Genomic DNA, 26,299 nt, shown 5'->3' on the forward strand with positions numbered 1-26,299 from the left:
CATTTTTTTTATTTCTGAATAACCTTTTGTAATTAAAAAGCTAAAGTCAATTTTTATGGATGAAGCTTTATTTTAATGTCCGAATAGGGAGTTAATTTAAACTAAACGAAAGGTTAGATATATTGCAAAAAAAATGTCAGTGATCTTTGAATATATTCTCTATGTAATGTTCCAATTGCTCGGCGTTGAACACTCTGGTGGCCGAGGATAGTCCAAACATGGCAATAAGCAAATAATCCGCTTCGCTGTTGAGTGATTCTTGGGATTTGGAGGCGTCCTTTTTTAGGACCGAGATGAATACTTGCCTAACGTGCTCCATAAAACTCGACAGTGAATCCTTGATTTGGATGTCCGCATTTTCACCTATTTCATTGGCTGTATTTGTTATCAAACAACCCTTTCCAAACTCTGTTTCTTTACTGAATTGAACAAAATCATAGAAATACTGTTTAATGCCCAAAATTCCTGAATCAGATTTCTCCAACTTAACCAATAAAGTGTTCAATTTAGTTTTATACCGTTTCAAACTTTCTAGGAACACTCCATTTTTGCTGCCAAAACTGGAATAGATGGAAAATTTGTTTATGCCCATTTCCTTTTCAAGCATTTGCATAGATGTTGTTTCGTAGCCATTCCGCCAGAATAAATTCATGGCCTTATCGATTACTTCTTGCTCGTTATATTGTTTTGTTCTTGGCATTTGATATTTAACTACACCACAAAACTAAATAAACGGTTAGAAATAAAAAATAGTTTAACGAAACTTTTGGAGTTTGCATCCCCGATGACTTTTTAATTTTTATAGGTTAATTTTAAACCAGATTTACTGCAAGCCAAGAATTGAACCTTTTTTAACATCATATCAATAGGATGTATTTGAATCAACTTAGAGATTATCTGTGTAAATACGAAAATTTTGATGAAGAGGAAATTCAAGTTATATATGCAAACTGTGATGTTGAAAACTACAAGGACAAGCAGCATTTATTGGAACAGGAACAGGTTTGTGAATATAACTTTTTTATCCTAAAAGGGTTAGTTCGAAAATATGCCATAGATGATTCTGGCCAAGAAAAGGTCCAGGGTTTTGGCATTGAAAATTGGTGGGTAACCTCCTTGGAAAGCTTTGTTGAGCAAAAACCGTCCAGACAAGCGATTCAATGTTTGGAGCAGACTGTGGTACTACGGATCTCATTTGAGGATTTGGAAGAACTGTACCATAAAGTACCAAAGCTTAACAGTGCGTTTAGGAAGGTTTATCTCAATATGCTCATTGCTATTCAAAAACGAGACGAACTCTATATGAGAACAAAACGTGAGACCCGGTATCAAACATTATTGGATAATTTACCCCAAATTTTTCAACGTGTACCACTCTATATGATAGCATCTTATCTGGATATAACCCCTGAATATTTAAGTGCGATCAGAAAAAATCAAAAGTTACGTTCTTAAGAAATCTTAAGGAAGCGGAGCTGTCTTCAGGGTTATTTTTGCTCCATAAATAATATACTTATGGAACGAATCAGTTTTCAGGATATCCCTTCCGGGATGTTCGAAAGTTTAATGGCAGTCGAAGCTATAATCAATAAATCCACAATTGATTTTAAACTTTTGGAATTAATGCGCTTAAGAGTAGCACAGTTGAACGGTTGTGCTTATTGTGTAGATATGCACTACAAAGAACTTAAAAATTCCGGTGAGTCCGAATTGAGGCTCTCCTCCTTGTGCGTGTGGCAGGAGACCCCTTATTTTTTAGAAAGGGAACGGGTGGCACTCGAATTTACGGAGGAGGTAACCAACGTGAAGGGCAGTTCAATTTCGGACAAACTGTTTCAGACTTTGTTAACGCACTTTGATAAACCGGAAATTAGTTTGCTCACATTGGCAGTAGCTCAAATAAACACTTGGACACGATTAATGAAAACGTTTGGATTTACACCAGGTAATTACCAATTGAACACCGATAAAGCCAATAAGAGGTAGGGTTTAAGAATGGAAGGAAGGAGGAAAAGGCGTCTATTCCTTAAAAAGGAACAATGGCTGCTCATGTAGAAGGTCAATCGATTGTTTAAAGACAACGGTCGATTGAATTCCTCCCTAAAATTAGAGGTCGATCATAACCAAATGGTCCGGGCTATTAAATTAATAATATGGTCCATGAGCTTGTCCTATCATATTTTGTGAGAAAAGCATTTTTACTGATTTTAGTTGGAATAATTCAGTAAAAGAGATTCTGTTTGTTAATTTAAGTTGATAGCAATTTAACATTTACTATTTTACCTTTGTACTTCTTAAAACAAATTTGGCGTGCAAGAAAATTATGGCCTCTTAAGACAACATTTTGAGGAAATTGTTGACCTAACGGATGCGGAATGGGAGCAAATAGCGCCTCATTTTGAGTATCGGAAATTAAAAAAGCACCAATTTCTAATCCAGACAGGTCAGCCAGTAGAATGTGAGTTTTGGATTATCAACGGTTTGGTAAAATCGTATGCTATAGACCAAAAGGGAAACGAACACATTTTACAGTTTGGTATGGAGCAATACTGGGTTAGCGACTATTTCGCTTTTCAACACCAATTACCGGCCACCATCTTTGTGGATTGTATAGAAGATTCCGAATTCTTTTGCCTGTCCTTAGAAAGTAGGGAATCCATTTGCCAGCAAATTCCCGCCATAGCTAATTTTTATCGGATTAAGTCCAACAACGGCTTTATCAACTTGCAACAGCGTATTCTGTCCCTTTTAACTTTATCTGCAGAAGAACGGTACGATGAACTACTAAACAAACTCCCCAAATTATTACAACGGGTTCCTAAAAAATTGATTGCCGCCTACCTAGGCGTTTCCAGGGAAACTTTGAGCCGTTTTAAAAATTAGATTTTGTGATGTATATCACTTTTATGGGTTGTGTTATCTCACTTTAAAATGGTGATGTAGCTCCTCGCACAGCCTTTCGTTTTCATACACCTTTGTCACATAAAATTTAAGATAAAGAAAATGAAAACAAGAATTAACACAACAGTGGCAATGCTACTATTTGCTCTATTAGGAACGGCACAACATAACAATAAGACTACAAAAGTCTTAATGGTACTGTCCAGTCATCAAGAATTGGGAGATACGGGCAAGGTAACGGGCTATTACCTAAGTGAGGTAACCCACGCCTACGAAGTTTTTGAGGAGAACAATTTCGACATTACCTTGGTAAGCCCAGAAGGAGGGAACCCTCCGGTAGATGGTTTTGATTTGGAAGATCCGGTGAATAAAAAATACTGGAACGACACCACTTTTCAACAAAAACTAAAAAACACCCTAAAACCTTCAAAAATCAAGGCAAGGGATTATGATGTAATCTATTATGCCGGTGGCCATGGCACTATGTGGGATTTTCCCAATCACAAGAAATTAGCCAAAATAGCAGCCCGTATTTATGAGAATGATGGAATAGTGGCGGCCGTATGTCACGGACCTTCCGCATTGGTGAACATTCAATTGTCCAACGGAGCCTATTTGGTAAACGGTAAAACACTAAGCGTTTTTACCAATGAAGAAGAAGCAAATGTAGGCTTAGAAAAAGTGGTTCCTTTCCTTTTGGAAACAAAATTGGAAGCACGTGGAGCAACCATAGATAAAGCCGATATGTGGCAAGAAAAAGTGAGTGTGGACCAGCGTTTGGTCACCGGTCAAAATCCTGCTTCTGCCAAATTAACGGCCCAAAAGATTGTGGAACTGGTTAAAGCAACGTACTAAGATGGCTACGGATTCAGCAGTTTTAAACGCAAAGACCGAAAAGAAAAGTCTACCAGCGGCCTTATGGGCATTGACCATTAGTGCCTTTGGTATTGGAACTACAGAGTTTGTTATCGTGGGCTTGTTGCCCACTGTAGCCAACGATTTAAACACCTCTATTTCCTCAGCGGGATTGTTGGTGAGTTTGTACGCCTTGGGAGTTGCCATTGGTGCACCTGTCTTAACGGCTTTGACCAGTAAAATAGCACGCAAACGGTTATTGATCGGTATTATGTTATTGTTCATTATCGGTAACGGATTGGCCACCATTGCGCCTAGTTTTACCTTGTTAATACTGGCACGCATTTTAACCGGGTTCGCACATGGGGTCTTTTTCTCCATTGGCTCTACTATAGCGGCCAGTCTGGTACCAGAAGATAAAAGGGCTTCTGCTATTTCCATAATGTTCGCCGGGCTTACGGTAGCTATTGTTACGGGCGTGCCTTTGGGTACGTACATTGGCCAAAACTTTGGGTGGCGTGCCACTTTTGTGGGCGTTGCCATTTTAGGGGTTATCGGGGCCTTGGCCAGTTACTTTTTGGTTCCTTCAAATATTAAAAAATCACCGCCCTTACGTTTGGTAGATCAGCTAAAAGTACTCAAAAACCCTTCTATTCTGTTGGTGTTGGGCATTACGGCCCTTGGTTATGGCGGTACGTTTGTAACCTTTACCTACTTGGCGCCTTTGTTGGAAGAAGTTACCGGATTTTCCGCTAGTATGACCAGTGTTCTACTCTTGGTCTACGGTATAGCCATTGCCTTGGGCAATATTATTGGGGGTAAGGTTTCCAACAAAACCCCGGGAAAAGCCTTAATGGTCATGTTTGCTTTGCAAGCCGTGGTACTGGTGGTACTATACTTTACGGCAAGCAGTCCTATTTGGTCCATAGTAACTTTGTTTTTTATGGGAATCTTGGCGTTCTCCAACGTACCCGCACTGCAACTGTATGTGGTTAAAATGGCAGAAAAATACCTGCCGGGCACAGAAGATGTAGCCTCGGCATTGAACATTGCGGCTTTTAACGTGGGGATAGCTATTGGTGCCTATGTTGGCGGATTAATAGTAGAGTCCACATTGGGCGTAGCAGCAACGCCATGGGTAGGGAGTATACTGGTGGTGGTAGGCTTTATACTTACACTGGCTTTATATAAAAAAGAAAAATTATAAACAGATGCATACATTATCATTTAAACATAACGATCAAATGCCCATTTTAGGGCTTGGTACCTTTCGTTCTGAACCCAAAGAGGTTTATACCGCTGTTTTGGAAGCCTTGAAAATGGGGTACAGGCACATAGACTGTGCGGCAGCCTACGGAAACGAAAAAGAAGTAGGAAAGGCGATTGCGGAAGCCATTGATTCTGGTGTGGTAACCAGGGAGGAACTGTGGATTACCTCCAAGCTTTGGAGTGATTCTCACGGGATGGACAACGTACAACCGGCCTTGGAAAAAACCCTGAAAGACCTACAGTTGGATTATTTGGACCTCTATTTGGTCCATTGGCCTGTAGCCTTTAAAAAAAGAGTTGAAATGCCAGAGAAGGCAGATCAATTCATTCCTTTGGAAGAAGTGCCATTGACCGATACCTGGGCCGGTATGGAAGCAGCTTTGGAAAAAGGACTGGCCAAGCATATCGGTGTCAGTAATTTCAATACCCAATATTTGAAGGCTCTTTTGGAAACGGCAAAACAGAAACCAGAAGTGAACCAAATCGAGATACACCCGTTTTTACAGCAAGATACCTTGGTAGATTTCTGTAAACAAGTGGGTATTCACCTAACAGCATACGCACCTATTGGTTCTGGTGGGGCAGAAGATGATACCCTTAACCTTTTTAAAAGTGAGGTGCTTCTGGATATTGCCCAGGCCCATGGTATGACAGTGGCGCAAGTAGCCTTAAAATGGGGCATACAACGCGGTATTTCGGTAATACCAAAATCTACCAATGTGTCCCGATTACAAGAAAATTTGGATACCCTAAAATTTGAATTGAGCGCTTCGGATATGGAGAAGATCGTGGCCCTTAACAAAGACCATCGTTTTGTGGATGCAAAATTCTGGGAAGTTGAAGGCGGCCCGTATACTGCAGAGGAAATCTGGAACGCTTAATTAAAAAGTCAGGGGTCGTTCTGCGGCCCTTGGCTTAAAAAAGAATTGCTATGAAAAATTTTGACAAACTATACCGACCCGGTAAAATGACCTTGGGAATAGAATTTCCGCTCGATAACGATTGGTCCTTGGCAGGGGATAAAAAACGAAGAGAAACGGGAAGGCCTTTCGGTATTCCGGATATGACAAATCATTTGGAGTTGGTACAACAGGCAGATGCTGCTGGTTTTGCATCGGTTTGGGTACGGGAAGTACCGGTTTACGATCCCAATTTTGGGGATGGCGCCCAGTTGTTCGATACTATCGGTTATTTGGGTTATTTATCCGCGGCTACCCAGAATATATTGTTGGGAACGGCCGCTATCGTTTCACCTTTACATCAACCCATACATTTGGCAAAAGCCGCCGCAACCATTGAAAATTTAAGCAAGGGTAGGTTGCTGCTGGGTTTAGGGCTAGGGGACAGGCCCGTGGAATTTCCTATGTATAAAATAGCCTATGAGGAACGCCCCAAATTGTTTCGGGAGCATTTAAAGATTATGCAAGAGGCTTGGAAATTGGAAAGCGATTTAACCGAGTTTTATCCCTTTTTAAACCCGGGTGTGGACGTTTATCCCAAACCCCAGGACCCAATTCCTTTGGTGGTTGCCGGCCACTCGGGACAGTCCATAGATTGGATTGCTAAAGAAGCGAACGGTTGGTTCAATTATCCCAGAACACCAGAGGAAACCTATTTGCAGCAAAAGAAGTGGTGCGAGGCCTTATACGACAACGACCAAGCCTGTAAACCCTATATTTCTGCCTTTCATTTAAACCTACTTACGGACGACAATGCCGACTTTAGACCACATCGGTTTGGAGGTGCCATAGGGATAAACAAGCTTACGGAATTACTGAAACGCTACGAAGAAGCAGGGGTAAACCACATGGCGTTGCATTTGCGAAAATCGGACACTCCGGTCAAAGAAGCATTGGATAAAATAGCGGAAGTAGTGTTGCCGTTATTTAACGGTGTTTTGGTGTAAGGGTTCAAGGAGTAAAGGGTTGTCGAAAAAAATGCTAAATAATTCTTAATCCGTGATTTGTTTCATTATTTCCCTTTTTTGTGTAAGTCTGTCACAAACACCTACCCATACCTTTGTATCATCATTAAAATAATAATTCAAAAACATTCTTATGAGTTTAGAAAATAACATTAAAGGAAAAGTAGTAGTAATTACAGGTGCCAGTAGTGGACTGGGTGAAGCTACCGCACGTTATTTAGCTGCCAAAGGGGCACACGTTGTATTAGGTGCCAGAAGAGAAGATCGTTTACAGAACATTTCGGAAGAAATCAATTCCAAAAACGAAGGTAAGGCGGCATACATTGCAACAGATGTGACCAAAAAAGAAGACGTGCAAGCTTTGGTGGACAAAGCAGTAAGCGAATTTGGTAAAATTGACGTAATGGTCAACAACGCTGGTTTGATGGCTATAGCACCCATGAGCGAGGTGAAGGTAGATGAGTGGGACCGTATGATAGACATCAACGTTAAAGGTGTATTGTACGGGGTAGCAGCTGCTCTGCCAATTTTCCAAAAGCAAGAATCCGGGCACTTTATCAACCTATCTTCCGTAGCAGGAATAAAAGTATTTGCACCGGGGGGTACGGTATATAGTGGAACCAAATTTGCCGTTCGAGCCATTTCAGAAGGACTGCGTGCAGAAGTAGGAGGTAATATCAGAACCACTTCCATTGAGCCAGGTGCTGTTGATTCCGAGTTGAAACACGGAAGTACCCATAAAGAGAGTTCTGAAATGGTAGACAATATGTACGAGACCATTTCTATTCCTGCCGATTCTGTGGCCAGAACCATTGCTTTTGCCATTGAACAACCAGCAGATGTAGACGTGAACGAAATTGTGTTGAGACCAACTGTACAAGACTTTTAGTCTCAAGTCTTATTCGTAAGGTAATTTAGAAATACTGGACTGTAGTGCTATCTTTGGTACTACAGTCTATTTTAGTTTTTAAGAGATGACGCATTTTAAAAGTTTAAAGGAATTCAATCATTATGTTGGGTACACCGCTCCAAAAAAGGAGTTGATCGATGTGGTAAAGTATGACGAGTTTGAAAATCTACGTTTAAAAAGTGAACCCATCACCACAGATTGGTATATGATGGCCTTTAAACGCAATGTGACCGGTCTGCACTGTTTTGGAAGTACGGAGTTCGATCGGGATGCCGCCTTCTTATATTTTGTAAAACCGAACCAAGTTTTTGAATGGGATGCCACCGAACCTTGGAAGGGCTACCATATGCTCATTTCCCCTGTGCTGTTGCAGGAATACAATATTGATTTTAGCTTTTTTCAGTATGAGATAGGGGAGGCCTTGTTCCTAACCGAAGATGAGCAGCAACAGTTGGAAACCCTTTATGAACAAATTCTAACGGAATACAAAAAGGACACCTACGAGCTGGATTTGCTCATTGCCTATAGTAACCTCATTTTCACCTACATTGGTAAATGCTATAAAAGACAGTTTGAAACCCGACAACCCTTGTACAATAAAGTGGTGATGACCTTTAAAAAGGAGCTGAACAAATATTATTCGGACGGAAATACCCAATTGCCATCCGTAAATTATTTTGCTGAAAAATTGAACCTTTCCGTAAACTATTTTGGTGATTTGATCAAGCACCATACCGGCAAAACGGCATCCGAGCTTATACAGGAAAAAATCATAATCGAAGCGAAACATCAATTACAGAGCTATGACAAATCCATTGCGGAGATTGGATACAACCTAGGATTCGATTATCCCACTTACTTTTCGCGATTGTTTAAAAAGCATACCGGGGTAACGCCATCTCAGTATAGGAGATAGAATGTGTTTAACGCTTTAACTGCACCTCTTTCTCTATACCCAAACGCTTCATTTTGGCAAACAAGGTTTTGGCATTCATGTTTAAAATGGTTGCTGCACCTTTGTTTCCACTCACACGCCAATTGGTATAATTTAGCACATCGATAATGTAATCGCGTTGCATGGTTTCGAACGGTTTAAAATCTTCTGTTGGAATGATATTATCAGTTTGTGGTATCCATTGTCCAGGATTCAGCGTAGTACCATTTTCAATAATTACGGCACGTTCAATTAAATTTTCCAACTCACGAATGTTGCCCGGAAAGTTATAAGCCATTAAGGCTTCAACCGTTTTTTTCGATAAGCGTTTAAATGCTTTGCCGGCTTTTGCCGAATATTTTTCTAAAAAGTATTGTGCCAACATAGGGATGTCCTCTTTTCTGGCGCGCAAAGGAATATTATGAATAGGAAACACATTTAGGCGGTAATATAAATCTTCGCGAAACGTTCCTTCTTTTATCATGTCTTCCAAATGCCTATTGGTGGCTGCTACTACACGAACATTTACTTTTATAGTTTTATTGCCACCTAATTCATCAAACTCACCTTCCTGTAATACACGTAGCAATTTTGGTTGTAGATCAATCGGCATTTCACCTATTTCATCTAAAAAAATGGTGCCACCATCGGCTAACGAGAATTTACCAACTTTATCGGCAACAGCACCTGTAAACGCCCCTTTTTTATGCCCAAACAATTCACTTTCAATCAGCTCTTTAGGTAGGGTGGCACAATTAATTTTAATCAGTGGCCTGTCTTTACGCATACTGTTATTATGGATAGCACTGGCGAGTAATTCTTTACCTGTTCCAGATTCACCGGTGATTAAAACAGTAGTATCGGTAGGAGCAACTTGGTCTACCAATTGCAAGACTTTCTCATAAGCCTCACTGGTACAGATAATGTTATTGAAATTGATTTTACTGTTAATCTCTTCTTGTAAATACTCATTTTCATTTGCTAATCGATCTTTCAGGGATTTGATTTCTTCCAGAGCCTGGAACAGTTCCAAGTCTCTTACCTTCCGCTCGGAAATATCCCGGATTATGGCGCAATTATAGTCTTCATCGTTGTAGCGTAAATGATTGGCTGTGATGTCCACAGGAAATTTGGTGCCATTTTTTCGTACGGCAAGCCATTCAAACCGGATGGACCCCTTTTCTACCACATCATTAAAATGATTTTCCCACCATTCTTTGGTAATCCCAGGGTCTAGATCAAAAATGGAAGCATTGTTTAATTGGCCCTCGTTAAATCCCAATTGTGCTTTTGCGGCCTTGTTGTGATGAAATAGGTCCCCGTTCTTTTTAACCACATAAACAATATCTTCGGCATTACCAATAACTTCTTTATAGAGCTGTAGGTTGTTTTCCTTGAGTTGCTGTTCTGTGACATCTTGGTAAACCCCAATGAGCTTATAAATTTTATCACCTTTTAAGACGGGTTTGGCCACGCACCTCATAAATCGAGGAGGATTATGTGCAGTTTCCAACACTTCATCGTATGCTTCGCCTTTTCGTATGGTATTGCTTAACAGGGATTTAATATGCTCGGGGTCTTTAAATTGATGAATGATTTTTGGAGGCGTAAGGTCATCTACATTCTGTGCCTCGAACATTTGTAAAGCTTCGGATGTGGCTACAATGGAACCATCTTGAAGGTTGAGCTCCCAACCACCAACATTAGCTATGGTTTGGGTGTTATCCATTAATTTTTGGTAGAAACTTGATTCCGAAATATCGTTGACAATGGCACAAATTAATTTTTTTCTGTTATTTGAGAAAAATTGAGCAAAAACCTCTACTTCGTAATATTTGCCGCTTTTGTTTTTATGGGTTTCCTTAAATCGATGAATTCCTTTTTTTTGGACCAATTCCCAGTGTTTTTTCCAACTTTCCGGTGAAGATGTGGGGTTAATGTCAAAAATAGAAAGCCCTGTTATTACTGACTTGTTGTACCCTAACCGGTTACAAAACTTAGTATTGGCATATACTATTTTACCGTTCTCGTCCATCCACATCACTTCATAGGGCAAGGTCTCTACCAACCACTCTTTTATCTCTAAACTCTCTTGATTCTTAGCCATAAGCTCCATTTTAAGCACTAAAAAAGTACAATATATTTCTCATATATAAGAATATTCTCAAAAATGAGCATAATAAAATAAAATAAATTTTTGTAAAATACTGTTATTCAGAATTTTAAAATTATGGCACGCTGTTGGCTTATACCTTGTCAAACAAAAACAATGAATCGCAAAAGTTTTCTTTTAAAGTCAATTGCAGGTACAGGTCTTTCTTTCTTGGGGTTACGAGCGTTAAGCAACACAAAAGAAGAGAAGGAACCACCAAACTGGACAAGAGAGAACATCGGTTTTAACCATTTACCAAATAAAGAATACAAAACTATGAACACAGTAGTACACAAGGCGGACAGTAGGGGAGATGCCAACCACGGATGGTTGCACTCCAAACACACTTTTAGTTTTGCCAATTACCACAATCCGGAGCGTATGAACTTTGGGGTACTTCGCGTATTGAATGATGATACCGTAGCAGCAGGTATGGGCTTTGGCACACATCCACATCAAAACATGGAAATTATTTCTATCCCCTTGGAAGGTGATTTGGAACACAAGGATAGTATGGACAATGTCGCGGTGATCAAGTCGGGCGACATTCAGGTGTTGAGTGCCGGTACGGGGATTACGCATTCAGAGTACAACAAAAACAAAGACCAACAGGTGAAGTTTTTGCAAATCTGGGTATTTCCCAATAAGGAAAATGTTGCTCCAAGGTATGATCAGATTACGCTGAACACTGCCGATAGAAAAAATCAATTCCAACAAGTATTGTCACCAAATCCTGACGATGCCGGTGTTTGGATCCATCAAGATGCCTGGTTTAATATGACCGATTTGGATCAAGGAAAATCTCTGACCTACAATTTAAAAAAACCAGGAGAAAACGGCGTGTACGTTTTTGTACTCAAAGGCGATGCAACCGTAAACAATCAAGCTTTAAATTCCAGGGATGGATTTGGGATTTGGGATGTAAATGAACTCAACATCACGGCAGATTCCAACACCGAATTGTTGTTGATGGAAGTTCCTATGTCACTGTAAATAGAAAGTATAATTCATTTTAAATAATAAAAATCAGTTTATGGAAACAGCAGTAAAAACAAATTGGAACATTGATAACGCACACTCTGAAATTGCTTTTAAGGTAAAGCATATGATGATTTCTACCGTAACAGGCTATTTTGAAGACTATAGTGCCTCGGTGGAAACGGAAAATGAGGATTTTAAAGGCGCAAGCTTTTCTTTTACAGCACAAACGGATTCTATCAACACTAAAAATTCCGATAGAGATGCACACTTAAAATCAGATGATTTTTTCAATGCAGAAGCCTATCCGGAGTTAAAGTTTGAATCAAAATCATTTGATGGCAGCACTTTAGTTGGAGACTTGACCATAAAAAACATCACTAAAGAAGTAAGTTTGGATGTGGATTTTAATGGAGTGGCAATAGATCCATACGGACAAACCAAAGCAGGCTTCGATATTTCGGGGGCCATAAATAGAAAAGACTTTGATCTTACGTGGAGCGCCGTTACCGAAGCTGGTAAAATAGTGGTAAGTGATACCGTAAAACTACAATTGAACGTGCAGTTTTTTAAAGCATAGATGGTTGAGTCGTTGGGCCAATAGGATGAAGTTCCTTTTGGTCCAATTTTTAATTTAGAAACACTACTATGTACCTATATTACATTTACTAGGGGTAAGTTTTTTAATAATACTGCAAAGGCCAAGCATATATCTTAACCCAAGGGCTTGTGACTGCCCAATCGCAAAATTGGATTACTTCTTCTTAAAAGAAATTGACTTTTCTTTAATGTTTGGTCGTAACAGAAGCCAAAAGACGAACCGCAGCAAGGTCTACTTTGTTCTGAGACAATCTAGTCCCGATAAAACAAGTAAATCCAAATAGACCTGGAAAGTTTAAAGTTGAGCGAGCTTAAAACTGCTGCCATAATAGCGATAATAAAGAATACGCTGAGAGGGGAAAAACCGGCCAAATACCAGAAAATAACCAGACAAGCAATCATCTCGGCAGCTGCAAGGGCATAACTTACGAACATGGCCCCAAAGAAGAATCCTGTTTCCCTTTCAAATTTATAATTGCAATGAGGGCATCTTTCGTGCATTTTTGGAATCCTAAAAGGAAATCTTGATTTAGGATGCTGAAAAATATCTCCAGTATTACATTTGGGACATTTGCATTGGAATATATTTTCTACTTTTTTCATCGCAACTTTAATTGATTCAACAAAATTGCGACTTTAGGATACATTCCTGTGTGTGGCATATTCCCATATATTTGTACTATTCGGACATAGTTATGAAAATACCGGTTTTAAATATTCAAAATTTCCGAGAATCAAAAAGGATGAACGAGGTGTATGTTAATTCCTTTTCTCGTCATTTGGAGTTTAACCGATGCCTTATCGATAAACCACATAGCCATGATTTTTACTTGTGCGTTCTTTTTTTGGAGGGTACCGGTACCCATGAGGTCGATTTTAAGACCTACCGGATTGGTCCCGGAAGGGTATTCTTTTTAAAACCGGGGCAGACCCATTATTGGAAATTCGATACCAAACCGGAGGGAATCATTTTTTTTCATTCACAAGCCTTTTATAATCTAAGGTTCCTAGGACACTCCCTTTCCATTTTTCCATTTTACGGTTCGCAACAGAATCCCCCAATGCTTAAAGTTCCAACAAGTGAAATACCGGTGTTGCAAATGAAATTTCAGGAGGCAATTGCCGAATATCGTGATAATAGAATGATGCGTGAGATTAAAATCCTAGGCTTGATAAATGATATCTACATCCAACTTTCTCGGATATATGCCTCCCAAATAGATTTGGATCATATTAACTATACACAAAGCACGGCATTATTGGATCGTTTGGAAATTTTGATCGATAAAAATTTTAAAGAGGAAAAGCTACCTAAATTTTATGCTGAGCAATTGAACATTACCACAAAGCACCTCAATAGAGTGGTAAAGCAAACCGTGAACAAAACAACTACCGAACTTATTTCCGAAAGGGTAGTACTGGAAGCCAAACGGTTAATTGTACACTCCAAACATAATTTGGCAGATGTAGCCTATGCGCTGGAATTTTCCGATTATGCCTATTTTTCAAAATATTTTAAAGCCAGAACAGGAATTACGCCTAAGGCTTTCCAGGAGTCCTACAAATAATTTATTTGAATTAACCGCAATCTTTTGATGGTCGCCCCCCTTGCTTAAACGGGCTACAAAGGACAAAACCCTAGCGTAAATTGTATTTAACACCTATTTTTTTGGTTTGATGTAACTAATATAAGGTGCTGATGCAGAGGTGATTTATGGATTTTGGGGCACTAATCGAATACTGTATTTAGGTCTTTTTTAAGATTTTTGGTAAGTATTGCAAATTGTTGTCGACCTATACCATGTTCCACGAACAATACTGAATGGACGGCATATAACTCCAAGAAATGATCAACAAGAAAATGGACCCGAACAATACAGCGCTGCTTGTATTTTCCTTATCCGCTAAGAAGGAAGTAGTGAGGAAGCCCATTGGCGATGGTCATAGGCCGGAAGAACAGGAAGCCTTATTCAATTTACTGATCGCCAACACGAGAAATTTGGCTACGCAATGTGGTGTCGATTTTTATTGGGTAGATGAGCACGAACAAATAGGCAATAATTTTTCAAGCCGTTTTACAAATGCTTTTCAAAAACTGTTTGATGCAGGTTACGATAATGTAATCTCCATTGGGAACGATAGTCCGGATTTGACCACCCAACTTTTACAAGATGCCGTGCATAAGTTGGAATCAAACAAAATGGTACTGGGTCCATCCAAAGATGGAGGTGTTTATTTGATTGGTCTGAGCAAGGAAATATTTCACCACGGAACATTTCTGAACTTCCGTTGGCAAACTTCCTTTTTGCTGGACAGTCTAAAGGATCATATCGACACTCATAAAATAGATGTTGAAATTTTAAGGGAGCTTTCCGATATTGATTCCCGGAAAGATTTGGAGGACTATGCAAAATCTAATCCTACCTCTTTACTGAGCAAGTTATTCAAATTACTGATAGCATCGCTCAATCGCAAATGGAAACGAACTCTTGAAGCAGTTCCATTGGCACTACATCTTTCAAATATAGGGTTAAGGGCACCGCCCGTTTTCAATTCTTTTTAGCAGAATATAACGGACAGTAGGTAGAGCTACTGCATAACATCATCAATTAATTTAACCATAAACATATGAGACCAATACTGATTGCAGTATTGCAATGCTATGTGTTTGCCTTGTTTGCACAGGAAAGCACGTACAGCTCCAGAGTGCTGGACCACAATCAATTGCCCATACCCTATGCCGCGGTTTATGAAGAAGGGACTCAAAACTATACATCCACCGACGAAGATGGTTACTTTGAGTTGACAACCTCATCCAAAAAATTTACGCTACAAATTTCTTCAATAGGATACAGGCCATTGACAGTTCTAGTGGAGGACGGGACCCTGCCACTTTCGCTCATTATGGAACCCTCCCAAGAACAACTGGACGAAGTCGTAGTGACCGCTTTGGGAATCGAGAAGGATAAACGTGCCTTGGTATCTGCCGTATCCACAGTAAGTTCGGATAAGTTGGTTACGGTTCCGCAGACCAATCTGGTCAATAGTTTGGCAGGGCAGGTAGCTGGGGTACAGATTACCAATGGTTCCAGTGGTGTGGGCTCATCCTCTAGGATCATAATACGAGGGGAAAACTCGTTGAGCGGAAGCAATCAGCCCCTTTTCGTGGTGGATGGTGTACCGATAAGCAACGAACAAATCACAAGCGACCTTGTAAATAATGGTGCCTTGCAAGAGGTCGATTTTGGTAACGGAAGTTCCGAATTTAGTCCGGACGACATAGAATCCATTTCTGTTTTAAAAGGAGCTGGCTCGGCTGCGCTCTATGGGGCAAGAGCTGCAAATGGGGTGGTCTTGATCACTACAAAACGGGGCAATAGGGCCAAAGGCTTTGGAGTAAGCATCAATAGTAATTTCACCATAGAAACTTTGTTGACCTTACCGGATTATCAAAATGTATATGGATTGGGATCTAATGGGGCCTACGCTTTTCAAAATGGTACGGGTGCCGGAGTTGGTGACGGCGGAATCAGCAGTTATGGCCCAAGATTGGATGCAGGGCTACTAATACCACAGTTCGATAGCCCTTCGGTGGACATCAACGGGAATCCCGTTCGCGCAGGCGACGTGATTTCTCGAACATTGCCAGACGGTTCCTTTACACCCATTAGCCCAACACCATGGGTGGCCAGACCGGATAATGTCCGCAACTTTTTTGAAACCGGAATAACCTATCAAAATAATATTGCCATTAGCAACACCACCGATAAGGGAAGTACGCGCGTATCCTACAGTAATTTGCGCAATGAAGGCATTTTGCCGAATACGGATCTAAAAAGAGACGGTATTGCATTGAGTGTTGATCAATTTTTGAGCGATAGGCTTAAACTGAGCACTTTTGTAAACTACATTAATACACGAAGTGGCAATAGACCCAATTTAGGGTACGGATATGAGAATGTACTTTATGGGTTTAATTGGACAGGTAGACAGACCAATATTGATTCTCTTAGGGATTATTGGCAAGCGGGACAGACGGGTAGGCAACATTTTGATATTAATTATTTATGGCTGACCAACCCCTATCTTACCCTCTTCGAGAACACCAATAGTTTTACTAAGAATCGGGTTCTGGGCAATGTGTCTGCAACCTACGATTTTTCAGAGCACCTATCGTTAAAGGTACGGGGTGGTTTGGATACCTATAATGATGACAGGGAGTTCCGTCGTGCGGTAAGTACCAATGCCAACCCATTTGGATCTTTTCGAAAGGACAATGTCCGTTTTACAGAATTGAACACCGATTTTTTGTTTACCTATACCAATAGTTTTAACGAAAATTGGAATTATGTTCTAACAGCAGGAGCCAATCGCCTAGATCAAAAAATCAACTATTCCTACGCCGAAGCATCACAATTGGCAATTCCGGAAATATATACCTTGGCCAATTCCAGGGCCCCTTTATTGGGAAATAGCGAAAAGCTAGACAAAAGAATTAACAGTATTTATGGTACGGCCAATTTTGCCTATCGGAACCAGTTATATGCCGATTTCACTTTTAGGAACGATTGGAGCAGTACCCTGCCCACAGGTAATAATTCCTTTGGTTACTATTCCGCCGGATTGAGCTTTATTGCCTCCAATGCATTTGAGCTGCCCAAAGACATTACGTATCTAAAACTTAGGTTTAGTGCGGCATCGGTAGGTAACGATACCGATCCATTTCAAAATACGCAGACCTTTCGGCTAAATGGGAATTATGGCCCCAATTTTAGGGTAACGAACAGAACCGTGCTAAAAAACACCAATTTAAAACCGGAACGTTTGGATGCCTATGAACTAGGCCTCGAAACATGGTTCTTAAATGGAAGAATACAATTTGAGGGTTCTGCCTATCAAAATATCAGTAAGGATCAGATCATCTCAAGGCCCATTTCCAATGCGACAGGTTTTAATAGTTTTAATGAGAACGGTGGGGAGATACGCACGCGCGGGCTCGAGTTGATGCTGAGCGCTTCCCCGGTAAAAACAAACAGTTTTACCTGGAACACATCGGTAAACTTTGGCACTTTTAGGAGTGTGGTTACGGAACTGCCAGATGGGGTAGATCAATTTGTGACGGCTACAGCAAGTGTTTTTAGCGGTAGCGGAGGTTCCAATACCGTATTCTACATAGCCAGAGAAGGCGGACGCGTAGGCGATATGTACGGTACGGGGTTTGTACAGATAGATGGGCAAGATCTTTACGACAGCAATGGATTGCCCGTTCAGGATGCCAATTTGCGCAAACTGGGCAATTATAATCCAGATTTTACCTTGGGCTTCAATAACAACTTTTCTTATAAAAATTTTGACTTTACCATTTTGTTCGATTGGCGGCAAGGAGGCACCATCGTGTCCCGAACCAAGGCATTGGGAAGTACCTCCGGAGTATTGCAGGAAACCCTGTTGGGCCGTGAAGGGGGATCGGAAAGCACACAGTTTGTAGATGGTAATGGCGTAGTGGGAAATGGTGTGGTCAATATTGGGACGGTGGACAGCCCCCAATATGTCCCCAATACTACAGCAGTAGCGGCAAGTAGGTTCAACAATGCATTTTACGATAGAGGGAATGAGGCCAGTGCCCTGTACGATGCCTCTTATGTTAAATTAAGGCAGCTCAGTATCTACTATACCTTTCCCCAGAAAATGTCAAAATCCTTGGGAGTGGAAAACTTAAAGCTTGGCCTTATTGGCAGCAATTTATTATTGTTTACCGAAAATCCGCATTTCGACCCAGAGCTCAATGCGCTCCAAGAGCGCAATATTGTGTACGGCGTTGAGGATTTTTCTTATCCATCCACCAGAAGTTTTGGTGTAAGCCTAAAGACCAATTTCTAAGAAAAAACTATGAAAAATATATCTTTGATTTTAATCTGTACCTGCTTGTCCATTATCAGTTGTACAACGGATTTTGAATCCATAAACGAGAACCCGAACGAACCGCAAGAGGTAAGCCCGGAGTTTTTGCTGACCAATGTAATTGCCGATTTCAGCAATGAGCATACCTACAATCAAGGTCTACGACTCAATAACTATTTGGCACAGTTTAATGCAGATATTGAGTTTGAACGCATAGATAGATATGAACTGGGCAGCAATAGCGGATATTGGAATTTGATCTATGGCCTTTTGGCCGATTTGGAATCAATGAAAACCTTGCCAGGGTATAATGATGCCTATGATGGGGTGTGCGAAATTCTTCGCAGTTACCTATTTTCACAACTCACCGATATTTGGGGAGATGTCCCGTACACCGATGCCATACGTTTTTCTGAGGCAAACTTTACACCTGAATATGATACACAAGAGCGTATTTATATAGACCCGGAGAACGGAATTCTTGCCCGACTGGAAAAAGCTGCGGTCAAACTTGAAAATACCACCGAAAGTATTCGTGGGGATATCATGTTCAATAATGATCTGAATAAATGGGTGCGGTTCGCTAATTCACTCCAAGTGCGGTACTATCTCCGAGTAAGCAAGAGAACCTCGGATTTTGACAGACTGCAACAATTGGCCAATGGCAATAAACTTATGGAATCGAATGCCGATAATGCAATACTGCCCTATCTGAGCTCCGCTCCAAATCAGTTTCCCTTGTTCAGTGCATCAACAGGTATTTATCAAGGTCTAAAAATGAGTGAGACGGTGGAACGGATATTAAAAGAATGGGACGATCCCAGGATAGATGTATTCTTTAACCCTACTCAAGAGAGTCTTCTCAATGGTACACCGGAGTACAAGGGGATGCCCAACGGATTAAGTACCCAGACAATTAGCGAAATGGGAATTGTACTGAACGATGTGTCCAATATGTCCGATAGGTTTCGGGTGGTTCCCGATGGAGTGGATGCACAGCTTATGTTGTATTCAGAAGTGCAGTTTGCCCTGGCCGAAGCTGTGGAAAGGGGATTTATCACCGGAAATGCCCAAACCTTCTACGAAAACGGTATTAGGGCACATTTTGAATATTACAATGCGGAAATCCCGGGAGATTATTTCACTAGGGAGGTTATTGCGCTCAATGGGAGTATGGACGAGAATCTGGAAAAAATCCTTACCCAAAAGTGGTTGAGTCTATTTATGGTAGGGCACGAGGCATGGTTCAATATCCGTCGTACCGGAATACCGGAGCTCAGCCCTGGAATAGACAACTTTAACAACGATAGATACCCATCACGTTATCTGTATCCCGAATCGGAACAAGCAGCCAACAGGGAGAACTATGAACAGGCCGTATCTAGGTTGGGAGGGAATAACATCAATATAAAGAGTTGGTGGGAAATGTAAACTGAACAAAACAATCAAAAATGAAGAGAGTTACTAAATTACCAATACTAATATTTATAATCACAATTAGTGCAACCTTGTCAGTAGCGGCCAATGTTACCCGGAGCAATGTTAATATCGCCGAGCCTTATACAAGGGGTGGGGAGTCCATCACTAAAAAAAGGGTTTGGGTCGATACCGATCTAGCAGTGGGAATGAAAAGGTATCATAGAGATGGGTATAGCGATGTGGACGATGGTTATGCCGTACTGCAATTATTCAAAGCAGACCATATTCATGTCGTGGGTATCAGTGCTGTGTTTGGCAATACCAAGATCGATGATGCATTTAGACTTAGCAAGGAAATGGTAAGTGAATTTTCACCATATCCCATTCCCGTGTACAAGGGTGCGGGCGAAAAATTGGATTTGCAGGATATAAGAACGAACAACGCGGTAGAATCCATGGCAGAAGCCTTGCGTAGGGAGCCATTGACCATATTGGCCATTGGGCCAGCAACCAATGTGGGCTTGTTGTTGCTAAAGTACCCAGAACTGGCACCAAGGATTCAAGAAGTTGTCCTGGTCGCTGGACGTAGGACCGCTACTTCTTATTTTGAAATTGGAAATCCGGTACGCCACGCTCCCGATCTTAATTTCGACCTAGATAATGATGCTTTCCGTATCCTTTTTCAGAGTGGGGTAAAAGTGGTTCTATGCCCATTTGAAATTTCAAATAAAGTTTGGTTAACGGCCAAGGATTTAGATAATTTGAAAAACGGGACCCCAGGAAATAATTGGCTCTCCGAAAAATCCAGACCATGGTTGCAACAGTGGGTAGATGCTGGCGATGTGGGTTTTAATCCGTTCGATGTGCTGGCCAGCCATTATCTTATTGCACCGGAAGATTTGATTATGGAACCCCTTGTGGCACGATTGGAAATCCATAAAAATGATATGAGGGAACAAAAGGGCAACCAGTACTTTAAACAATATCTTTTATGTGATAAAGAAGAGGGATATCCGATTCTTTACTGCTACGATGTTGTTCCCGGATACCATCAAAAATTGATGGAAAGCCTCCTGAAAACCTATGAAAATTAAGTGTAAAAGCAGCATTTTAAATGATTAAGATTACCAAGAATATAAAAGAGCTGGAAGAGTACCTCCATGGACAAAAATGGTTGGGGACAAATGAACATATTACCGCCGTGGAAGTCCCTGGAGAGGGGAATATGAACTTTACACTTAGAGTAAGGACGGACCAAGGCAGCTTTATCCTAAAACAAAGCCGCGATTATGTAGAAAAGTACCCACAGGTTTTGGCACCTGCGGACAGAGCAATGAGGGAGTCCGAGTTCTACAACTTAGTGGCCGACCATAATTTACTTAAACGGCAAATGCCGGAACTCAGAGGGGTCGATGTGAACAATTATGTTCTGAAATTACAGGATTTGGGCGAGGGTGTGGATTATTCATTTCTGTACGAGGAAGCAAGTAGTTTGGATGAGGTTGAATTACAAGAAATAATTGGATTTGTGGCCGAACTTCATACCAGTGTCCATTTGGGCAAAACCGGCAGATCACTTCCCAATCGTAAAATGCGCAAACTTAACCATGAACACATTTTTATTTACCCATTTCTTAAAAATAATGGATTGAATTTGGATGATATACTTCCCGGGTTAAATGAAATTGGCAACAGCTATAAAGAGGATGTGCCCTTATTAAAGAAGGTGGAGCAATTGGGAGAGCGCTATTTAAAGGATGGCAGTGTATTGCTGCACGGGGATTATTTTCCCGGTAGCTGGTTAAAAACAGATGCAGGTGTTAGGATCATTGATCCGGAATTCTGTTTTTTTGGTGAACCCGAGTTTGAGATCGGGGTAACCTTGGCACACTTAAAATTGGCCGCACAGCCACAAATAATTTTTAACAAAGCTCTTGAAAGTTACATGGACAGGGCGCCACTGCAAAAGGAGCTCTGTTTTGAATTTATGGCTACAGAGATACTTAGGCGTATATTGGGTTTGGCGCAACTGCCCTTGTCGATAGGTCTCACGGAGCGCATTGAACTTTTACAAGAGGCTAAGGATCTTTTGGTTTGATATATTGAGGAGCCTAACCACCACCAATGATTTAGGATTGTATATTGAAAGAAGACTATCTCTTAATGTACCAAAACATTTTTGGAGTACTTCGACTACTTGTTTAGAAGATGTTTTATCCTTTCGATAAGATCATCTACCGAAGTTAACTGTCCCAATTCCGATGCATTTAAAAGTGTATATAGTTCTCCAGTGTTCTTTTTTACCAGAATAATGGGCAACGGTTTGTTCAGGAGGTCAATATTGACCTCTAGAGCTTCGTCCTTATGTAAAAACCTCTTATTATATGGAATTGTTTCCAAAAACGAGGCCCACTTTTTATTGACTCCCACATGACCATGGGTTAGTTGGCACAACGAACATGGATAGGTGGATGGAGAAAATATCTTGTGGGCAAAATCACTTACCACACTAAAAACATCCGATTTGGCATTGTAAATAAAAATGATTTCCTGATCAAAGTTTTTCATGATGCTCGATTAATTTTGGGATAGATACCTATGGGACCACGCTGCGATAATTTTGCCAGCATAAAGAGAATCTTCCTTGTTGGAGAGTAAATGGTCTGCACCGTCCAAAGAGACAAAACTTTTGGGATGCTTTGCGGATTGATAGATTTTAGCGGCATTTTCGATGGACACGGTCATGTCCTGCGGTGAGTGCATTACCAATAAAGGCTTTTTTATACTTTGGAGGATCGGGACCATATTTTTATTTTTAATGTCCTCCAAAAATTGCTTTTTAACCTTAAAATCTCGACCTCCAATAGATACCAACGCTTCACCATCCATAAGAATTTGATCTATGTTATCCCTTAACAAATGGGATACATGTTCCGGCTGCGAAGGAGCTCCAATGGTGATCACCGCTTTTAGTTGAGGTAAACGGGCGGCCGCAAAAATAGCGGCAGCACCCCCTAAAGAATGCCCAATAAGCATGGAAGGGTACTCGTAATGTTCACGTATATGGGCGGCCATATCCTCAAGATCCTCTACGTTAGAAGAGAAATTGGTGTTTTCAAATTCACCTTCGCTATCACCCAGACCGGTAAAATCGAACCGAACAACAGCAATACCACTTTTGGTCAAAGCCTTACTTATATTCCTGACGGCAGTAAGGTTTTTGTTGCAGGTAAAGCAATGGGCAAACAAGGCATAACCCAATATGGGCGAAGTTAACGGTAACTCCAATTTTGCCGATAATGTATGACCTTGCCTATTTTTAAATGATATCTTTTCCAGTTTCATGTATGTAATGGTCGGATGAATTCGAAATTCCTTCCATAATGGGTCGGAACAGCTAATTAAACCACTTTAAAGAAGTATACTAGTTGGGCTACGGTCTTATTCACGGCTTCCGCTTTTAAGATATTTAAGGCTCTTGTTGTAAAAAAAGTTTAACTCTTTGGCATCTGCACCGAACCATCTTTTTGCATAAATCCGTAAATGTAGCCATTGAAGCTTCCAAACCCCTATGTTGTTGTAGTGTCTCGCCGAAGTAACAATGGGTTCGTTGACCACTTTGAACCGGGTATTTTTGTAGATTCTTTTTATGAGCTCAATATCTTCATAAACTTCATAATCCTCATTAAAGCCGTTCAGGGTATAAAATAGGTCATGGTCCATAAAAAGGGACTGATCACCTCCTCTACAAGATATATGATTGACCGCAGTTGCCCACCCCATGAGTTTTAGCCACCAGTGACCACTATCAAATTGAAGCCTAAAACAACCGGCCCTGATGTTTTTGTTTACAAGGAGTACCTCATAAATTGCCCGGTCATAATATTTTGGGGGGAAACTATCAGCATGTAAAAAGTAGAGAATGTCTCTCTTGGCAATATTTGCACCGGCATTCATCTGCCTGGCCCTCCCTTTTTTGGATTGTACATATCGGATATTCGAGTATCCGGTCAGTTGCACTCCAATGTCATCACTGCTTCCACCATCGACCACAATAATCTCCCCTACATAGCCAAACGCATTGGCATTAAGATGGTCGATCAATTTGCGGATTCCCTTGGATTCGTTGAGAACCGGAATAATAATACTGATCATAACAAGTTTTGTTACCTACCGTTCAGGTTCCAGTCGTATTCCAAATAGCTTACTTTGGCATCCTCGGCAATATTTACATTGGTGTAGGTATTTATGTAAGCTCGTATGTCACCGTCCAAGAAATCGTTCTTGTACCACTTAAATATTTTAGAGAGTTCTAAATGGTCTTTTTCAATTCGATTTCTATCAGATTCAATGAATTCGTAAGTGGCGCGTTCCAATTGTTCGTCCAGGGTTTCCGACAGGTAGACCTCGTTCAATAGTTTTGGGCACGAAGCCGACGCACAATTTATCGCAAAATGAATCCTTGGTTCATCCATTTTTCGAAGGATCTCGTGCTCAAGGTCTCCCAAAGAGATCATATTACCCCCTAGCGGGATTAATTTTTGGTCCCACGGTTGGTTGATTTTTTTGATACTGCTAGTTGGATAATTATCCAAGATCAATAAAACCGTATAGGAATTGTACAGGTTAATGTAATAGGACAGTTTTGCATTTCTGCTCCAATTTCCGGAGGGTTGTTTCTCTTTCAGGATGTTTACATAGGATTCCAAAACGTGCTTTTCCTTTAAGAGCCCGCTATAGTCAACTTGTCCTGTATCGTCCACATACTGTTGCAATAAGAATTGCCAAAGCGTATGGTCCGGGTAGGTGGGGTTTTGGAACCCGTTGGTCTCGTATGGCATAAGCTTACCGTGGTCTTTTGTTGGGGTCGCAACCAAGGTGATGGTTTGAATCAGAATGGTGAATAACAGCAAATACTTCATGTGTGGAATACATTTTATTGGGTGAGTATAGTCGGTTTAAAAGGATTGTCCTAACATACCGCATTGGATTAAAATTTAATAAATAATGGTTTTCCATTTTTAACAGGTGATAAAAACAGTTTATAGCGTCACTTAAGCCCACTGTTGGTATTTTCCTGTTTTGGGTTTTAACAAAAGTTTATCGTAAGGCACAAAAACAATGGGCGACAAGTTTTCATATCAAAATAATGGTCCGATGACCAAATAATATAAAAATTAAAGAATAAATGAAAACAAGTTTTATTTTAAGAATTTTGGTCTTGACCGCATTAATAGGCCTTTCAAGTTGCAGTAATGATGATAATGGTAATGCTTCCCCAGAGATACCTTCAGGAAATTTTGTGGTCACGATTGAAAACACATTTGAAACCAAGCAATATTTTGTGAACGGAACTATTGGATTTATAGCCCCAGGGAATACAGAATCCTACACTTTTAATGCAGGTAAAGGGCATTATTTAAATTTTGCTACCATGTTTGTTCAATCCAATGACCTATTTTATGGCTTTGATGAAGCAGGAGTTCCCCTTTATAATGAAAATGGCGAGGCATTGACTGGAGATGTTACCTCCTATATAAGTCTATGGGACGCTGGTACTGAGGTCAATGAGGAGCCAGGAGTCGGGGTGAATCAGGCTCCAAGGCAAGCAGGGCCAAATACTGGAGACGATGAAAACGGTACAGTTAAGCTCATTTCCGAAGTGAATGATGGTTTTGTATATCCGGAAGTGGCTGAGGTAATAAAGGTAACCTTAACTCATGATGGGGGAACAGAGTTCACAATGACCATAGAAAATGTTTCTAACGTTGCAAGTTTTGCAACTCCATTGGCACCGGGAGTTTGGGTAGTTAGTGGCCCAGAACAAACCCCATTGTTTACAGCTGGGATTGAATCATCTGAAGGATTGGAGCGTATAGCGGAAGACGGTGATAATTCGATTTTGGATACTCAGTTTACTTCGGAAAGTGGATTTGTATCACCTTTTGCACCAGGTGCCTATAGCGTAAATGGAGCTGTTTATAGTATTGGAGGTAGTGCTTCGGAAGCTTTGGAGGCAATGGCTGAAGATGGGAATCCATCAGGTTTTGACAATATTTTTAATACACCTGTCGGAAAATCTGGGCCTGGACCAATTTTTCCAGGAGAATCTTATTCTTTTGAGTTTACAGCAAGTGAGGGGGATGTTTTATCATTTGCAACCATGTTGGTACAATCCAATGATTGGTTGATCGGCGCCAATGAAATTAACTTGTTTAATAACGGAATTCCCACTAGCGGAGATATTACCGATAGATTGGAACTAGTTGATGCCGGTACAGAGGTAGATGAATATGCCGGTGCTGGAAACAATCAACCTACGCGTCAAGTTGCTGCGAATACAGGTGAAGAAGAAAATGGAACCATTGCAATAGAACAAACGGTCGGTGCCCATGTCCCCACAATCGACCAGATGATCAGGGTTACAATTACCGCTAACTAAAAGTTCATAATAGT

At 40.7% G+C, this 26,299-nt stretch carries 25 protein-coding genes; 18 read left to right on the forward strand and 7 right to left on the reverse strand.

The window, feature by feature from the left end:
* Positions 1-136: 136 nt before the first annotated feature.
* Complete coding sequence (locus MJO53_RS13415) at positions 137-700, reverse strand: TetR/AcrR family transcriptional regulator (protein ID WP_252079444.1); 564 nt, start codon at positions 698-700, stop codon at positions 137-139.
* A 176-nt stretch (positions 701-876) separates the two neighbouring features.
* Here MJO53_RS13415 and MJO53_RS13420 point away from each other — a divergent pair, with 176 nt between their 5' ends.
* The 9 genes from MJO53_RS13420 (at position 877) to MJO53_RS13460 (ending at position 8,775) form a co-directional block, all read left to right on the forward strand.
* Positions 877-1,455 (forward strand): Crp/Fnr family transcriptional regulator, encoded by a 579-nt coding sequence (locus MJO53_RS13420; RefSeq protein WP_252079445.1) that lies wholly within the window; start codon positions 877-879, stop codon positions 1,453-1,455.
* Between the two features lie 60 nt (positions 1,456-1,515).
* Positions 1,516-1,986 (forward strand): carboxymuconolactone decarboxylase family protein, encoded by a 471-nt coding sequence (locus MJO53_RS13425; protein WP_252079446.1) that lies wholly within the window; start codon positions 1,516-1,518, stop codon positions 1,984-1,986.
* A gap of 324 nt (positions 1,987-2,310) precedes the next feature.
* Entirely contained in the window at positions 2,311-2,883 is a 573-nt protein-coding gene (locus MJO53_RS13430) for a Crp/Fnr family transcriptional regulator (RefSeq protein WP_252079447.1), read from the forward strand.
* Between the two features lie 120 nt (positions 2,884-3,003).
* Positions 3,004-3,756 carry a type 1 glutamine amidotransferase domain-containing protein gene (locus MJO53_RS13435; protein ID WP_252079448.1) on the forward strand — a complete coding sequence of 251 codons (753 nt, stop codon included), beginning with the start codon at positions 3,004-3,006 and terminating at the stop codon, positions 3,754-3,756.
* Position 3,757: 1 nt separating this feature from the next.
* Entirely contained in the window at positions 3,758-4,963 is a 1,206-nt protein-coding gene (locus MJO53_RS13440) for an MFS transporter (protein ID WP_252079449.1), read from the forward strand.
* A gap of 4 nt (positions 4,964-4,967) precedes the next feature.
* Entirely contained in the window at positions 4,968-5,906 is a 939-nt protein-coding gene (locus MJO53_RS13445; protein ID WP_252079450.1) for an aldo/keto reductase, read from the forward strand.
* A 50-nt stretch (positions 5,907-5,956) separates the two neighbouring features.
* Positions 5,957-6,931, forward strand: coding sequence for a TIGR03571 family LLM class oxidoreductase (locus MJO53_RS13450; protein ID WP_252079451.1), 975 nt, complete (start codon positions 5,957-5,959; stop codon positions 6,929-6,931).
* A gap of 151 nt (positions 6,932-7,082) precedes the next feature.
* Positions 7,083-7,838 carry an SDR family oxidoreductase gene (locus MJO53_RS13455; RefSeq protein WP_252079452.1) on the forward strand — a complete coding sequence of 252 codons (756 nt, stop codon included), beginning with the start codon at positions 7,083-7,085 and terminating at the stop codon, positions 7,836-7,838.
* A gap of 85 nt (positions 7,839-7,923) precedes the next feature.
* A complete protein-coding gene (locus MJO53_RS13460) occupies positions 7,924-8,775 on the forward strand; it encodes an AraC family transcriptional regulator (RefSeq protein WP_252079453.1) in 852 nt (283 codons plus the stop codon).
* 7 nt (positions 8,776-8,782) lie between these two features.
* Here the strand turns inward: MJO53_RS13460 and MJO53_RS13465 are convergent, their stop codons facing one another.
* Positions 8,783-10,900, reverse strand: a complete 2,118-nt coding sequence (locus MJO53_RS13465; RefSeq protein WP_252079454.1) for a sigma 54-interacting transcriptional regulator — start codon at positions 10,898-10,900, stop codon at positions 8,783-8,785.
* A 321-nt stretch (positions 10,901-11,221) separates the two neighbouring features.
* Here MJO53_RS13465 and MJO53_RS13470 point away from each other — a divergent pair, with 321 nt between their 5' ends.
* Together MJO53_RS13470 and MJO53_RS13475 are read left to right on the forward strand one after the other, a co-directional pair.
* Positions 11,222-11,938: a pirin family protein gene (locus MJO53_RS13470; RefSeq protein WP_252079455.1), complete on the forward strand. Its 717-nt coding sequence runs from the start codon at positions 11,222-11,224 to the stop codon at positions 11,936-11,938.
* Positions 11,939-11,978: 40 nt separating this feature from the next.
* On the forward strand, positions 11,979-12,503 hold the full coding sequence (locus tag MJO53_RS13475; RefSeq protein WP_252079456.1) for a YceI family protein: 525 nt from the start codon (positions 11,979-11,981) through the stop codon (positions 12,501-12,503).
* A 272-nt stretch (positions 12,504-12,775) separates the two neighbouring features.
* Here MJO53_RS13475 and MJO53_RS13480 read toward each other — a convergent pair whose 3' ends face one another.
* The gene (locus tag MJO53_RS13480) at positions 12,776-13,126 is read right to left on the reverse strand and encodes a DUF983 domain-containing protein (protein ID WP_224837060.1); all 351 of its coding nucleotides are present in this window, start codon (positions 13,124-13,126) and stop codon (positions 12,776-12,778) included.
* A gap of 92 nt (positions 13,127-13,218) precedes the next feature.
* Between MJO53_RS13480 and MJO53_RS13485 the strand changes: the two genes are divergently transcribed.
* The 6 genes from MJO53_RS13485 (at position 13,219) to MJO53_RS13510 (ending at position 21,941) form a co-directional block, all read left to right on the forward strand.
* A complete protein-coding gene (locus tag MJO53_RS13485; protein WP_252079457.1) occupies positions 13,219-14,091 on the forward strand; it encodes a helix-turn-helix domain-containing protein in 873 nt (290 codons plus the stop codon).
* 278 nt (positions 14,092-14,369) lie between these two features.
* A complete protein-coding gene (locus MJO53_RS13490) occupies positions 14,370-15,086 on the forward strand; it encodes a TIGR04282 family arsenosugar biosynthesis glycosyltransferase (protein WP_252079458.1) in 717 nt (238 codons plus the stop codon).
* A 65-nt stretch (positions 15,087-15,151) separates the two neighbouring features.
* The gene (locus tag MJO53_RS13495) at positions 15,152-18,403 is read left to right on the forward strand and encodes a SusC/RagA family TonB-linked outer membrane protein (protein WP_252079459.1); all 3,252 of its coding nucleotides are present in this window, start codon (positions 15,152-15,154) and stop codon (positions 18,401-18,403) included.
* Between the two features lie 9 nt (positions 18,404-18,412).
* The gene (locus MJO53_RS13500; protein ID WP_252079460.1) at positions 18,413-19,855 is read left to right on the forward strand and encodes a SusD/RagB family nutrient-binding outer membrane lipoprotein; all 1,443 of its coding nucleotides are present in this window, start codon (positions 18,413-18,415) and stop codon (positions 19,853-19,855) included.
* A gap of 20 nt (positions 19,856-19,875) precedes the next feature.
* On the forward strand, positions 19,876-20,937 hold the full coding sequence (locus MJO53_RS13505; protein ID WP_252079461.1) for a nucleoside hydrolase: 1,062 nt from the start codon (positions 19,876-19,878) through the stop codon (positions 20,935-20,937).
* Positions 20,938-20,957: 20 nt separating this feature from the next.
* Entirely contained in the window at positions 20,958-21,941 is a 984-nt protein-coding gene (locus MJO53_RS13510; protein ID WP_224837066.1) for a phosphotransferase, read from the forward strand.
* A 95-nt stretch (positions 21,942-22,036) separates the two neighbouring features.
* Here the strand turns inward: MJO53_RS13510 and MJO53_RS13515 are convergent, their stop codons facing one another.
* The 4 genes from MJO53_RS13515 to MJO53_RS13530 all read right to left on the reverse strand — a co-directional run bounded on the left by MJO53_RS13515 (position 22,037) and on the right by MJO53_RS13530 (position 24,765).
* Entirely contained in the window at positions 22,037-22,411 is a 375-nt protein-coding gene (locus tag MJO53_RS13515; protein ID WP_252079462.1) for a GTPase, read from the reverse strand.
* Between the two features lie 9 nt (positions 22,412-22,420).
* The gene (locus tag MJO53_RS13520; RefSeq protein WP_252079463.1) at positions 22,421-23,188 is read right to left on the reverse strand and encodes an alpha/beta hydrolase family protein; all 768 of its coding nucleotides are present in this window, start codon (positions 23,186-23,188) and stop codon (positions 22,421-22,423) included.
* A gap of 96 nt (positions 23,189-23,284) precedes the next feature.
* Positions 23,285-23,998, reverse strand: coding sequence for a TIGR04283 family arsenosugar biosynthesis glycosyltransferase (locus MJO53_RS13525; RefSeq protein ID WP_252079464.1), 714 nt, complete (start codon positions 23,996-23,998; stop codon positions 23,285-23,287).
* 11 nt (positions 23,999-24,009) lie between these two features.
* A complete protein-coding gene (locus MJO53_RS13530) occupies positions 24,010-24,765 on the reverse strand; it encodes a DUF547 domain-containing protein (RefSeq protein WP_252079465.1) in 756 nt (251 codons plus the stop codon).
* Positions 24,766-25,031: 266 nt separating this feature from the next.
* On the opposite strand from MJO53_RS13530, the gene MJO53_RS13535 reads away from it, so the two are divergent.
* Complete coding sequence (locus tag MJO53_RS13535) at positions 25,032-26,285, forward strand: spondin domain-containing protein (protein WP_252079466.1); 1,254 nt, start codon at positions 25,032-25,034, stop codon at positions 26,283-26,285.
* Positions 26,286-26,299: the final 14 nt, after the last annotated feature.

Source organism: Flagellimonas marinaquae (assembly GCF_023716465.1).
Taxonomy (GTDB): Bacteria; Bacteroidota; Bacteroidia; order Flavobacteriales; family Flavobacteriaceae; genus Flagellimonas; species Flagellimonas alginolytica.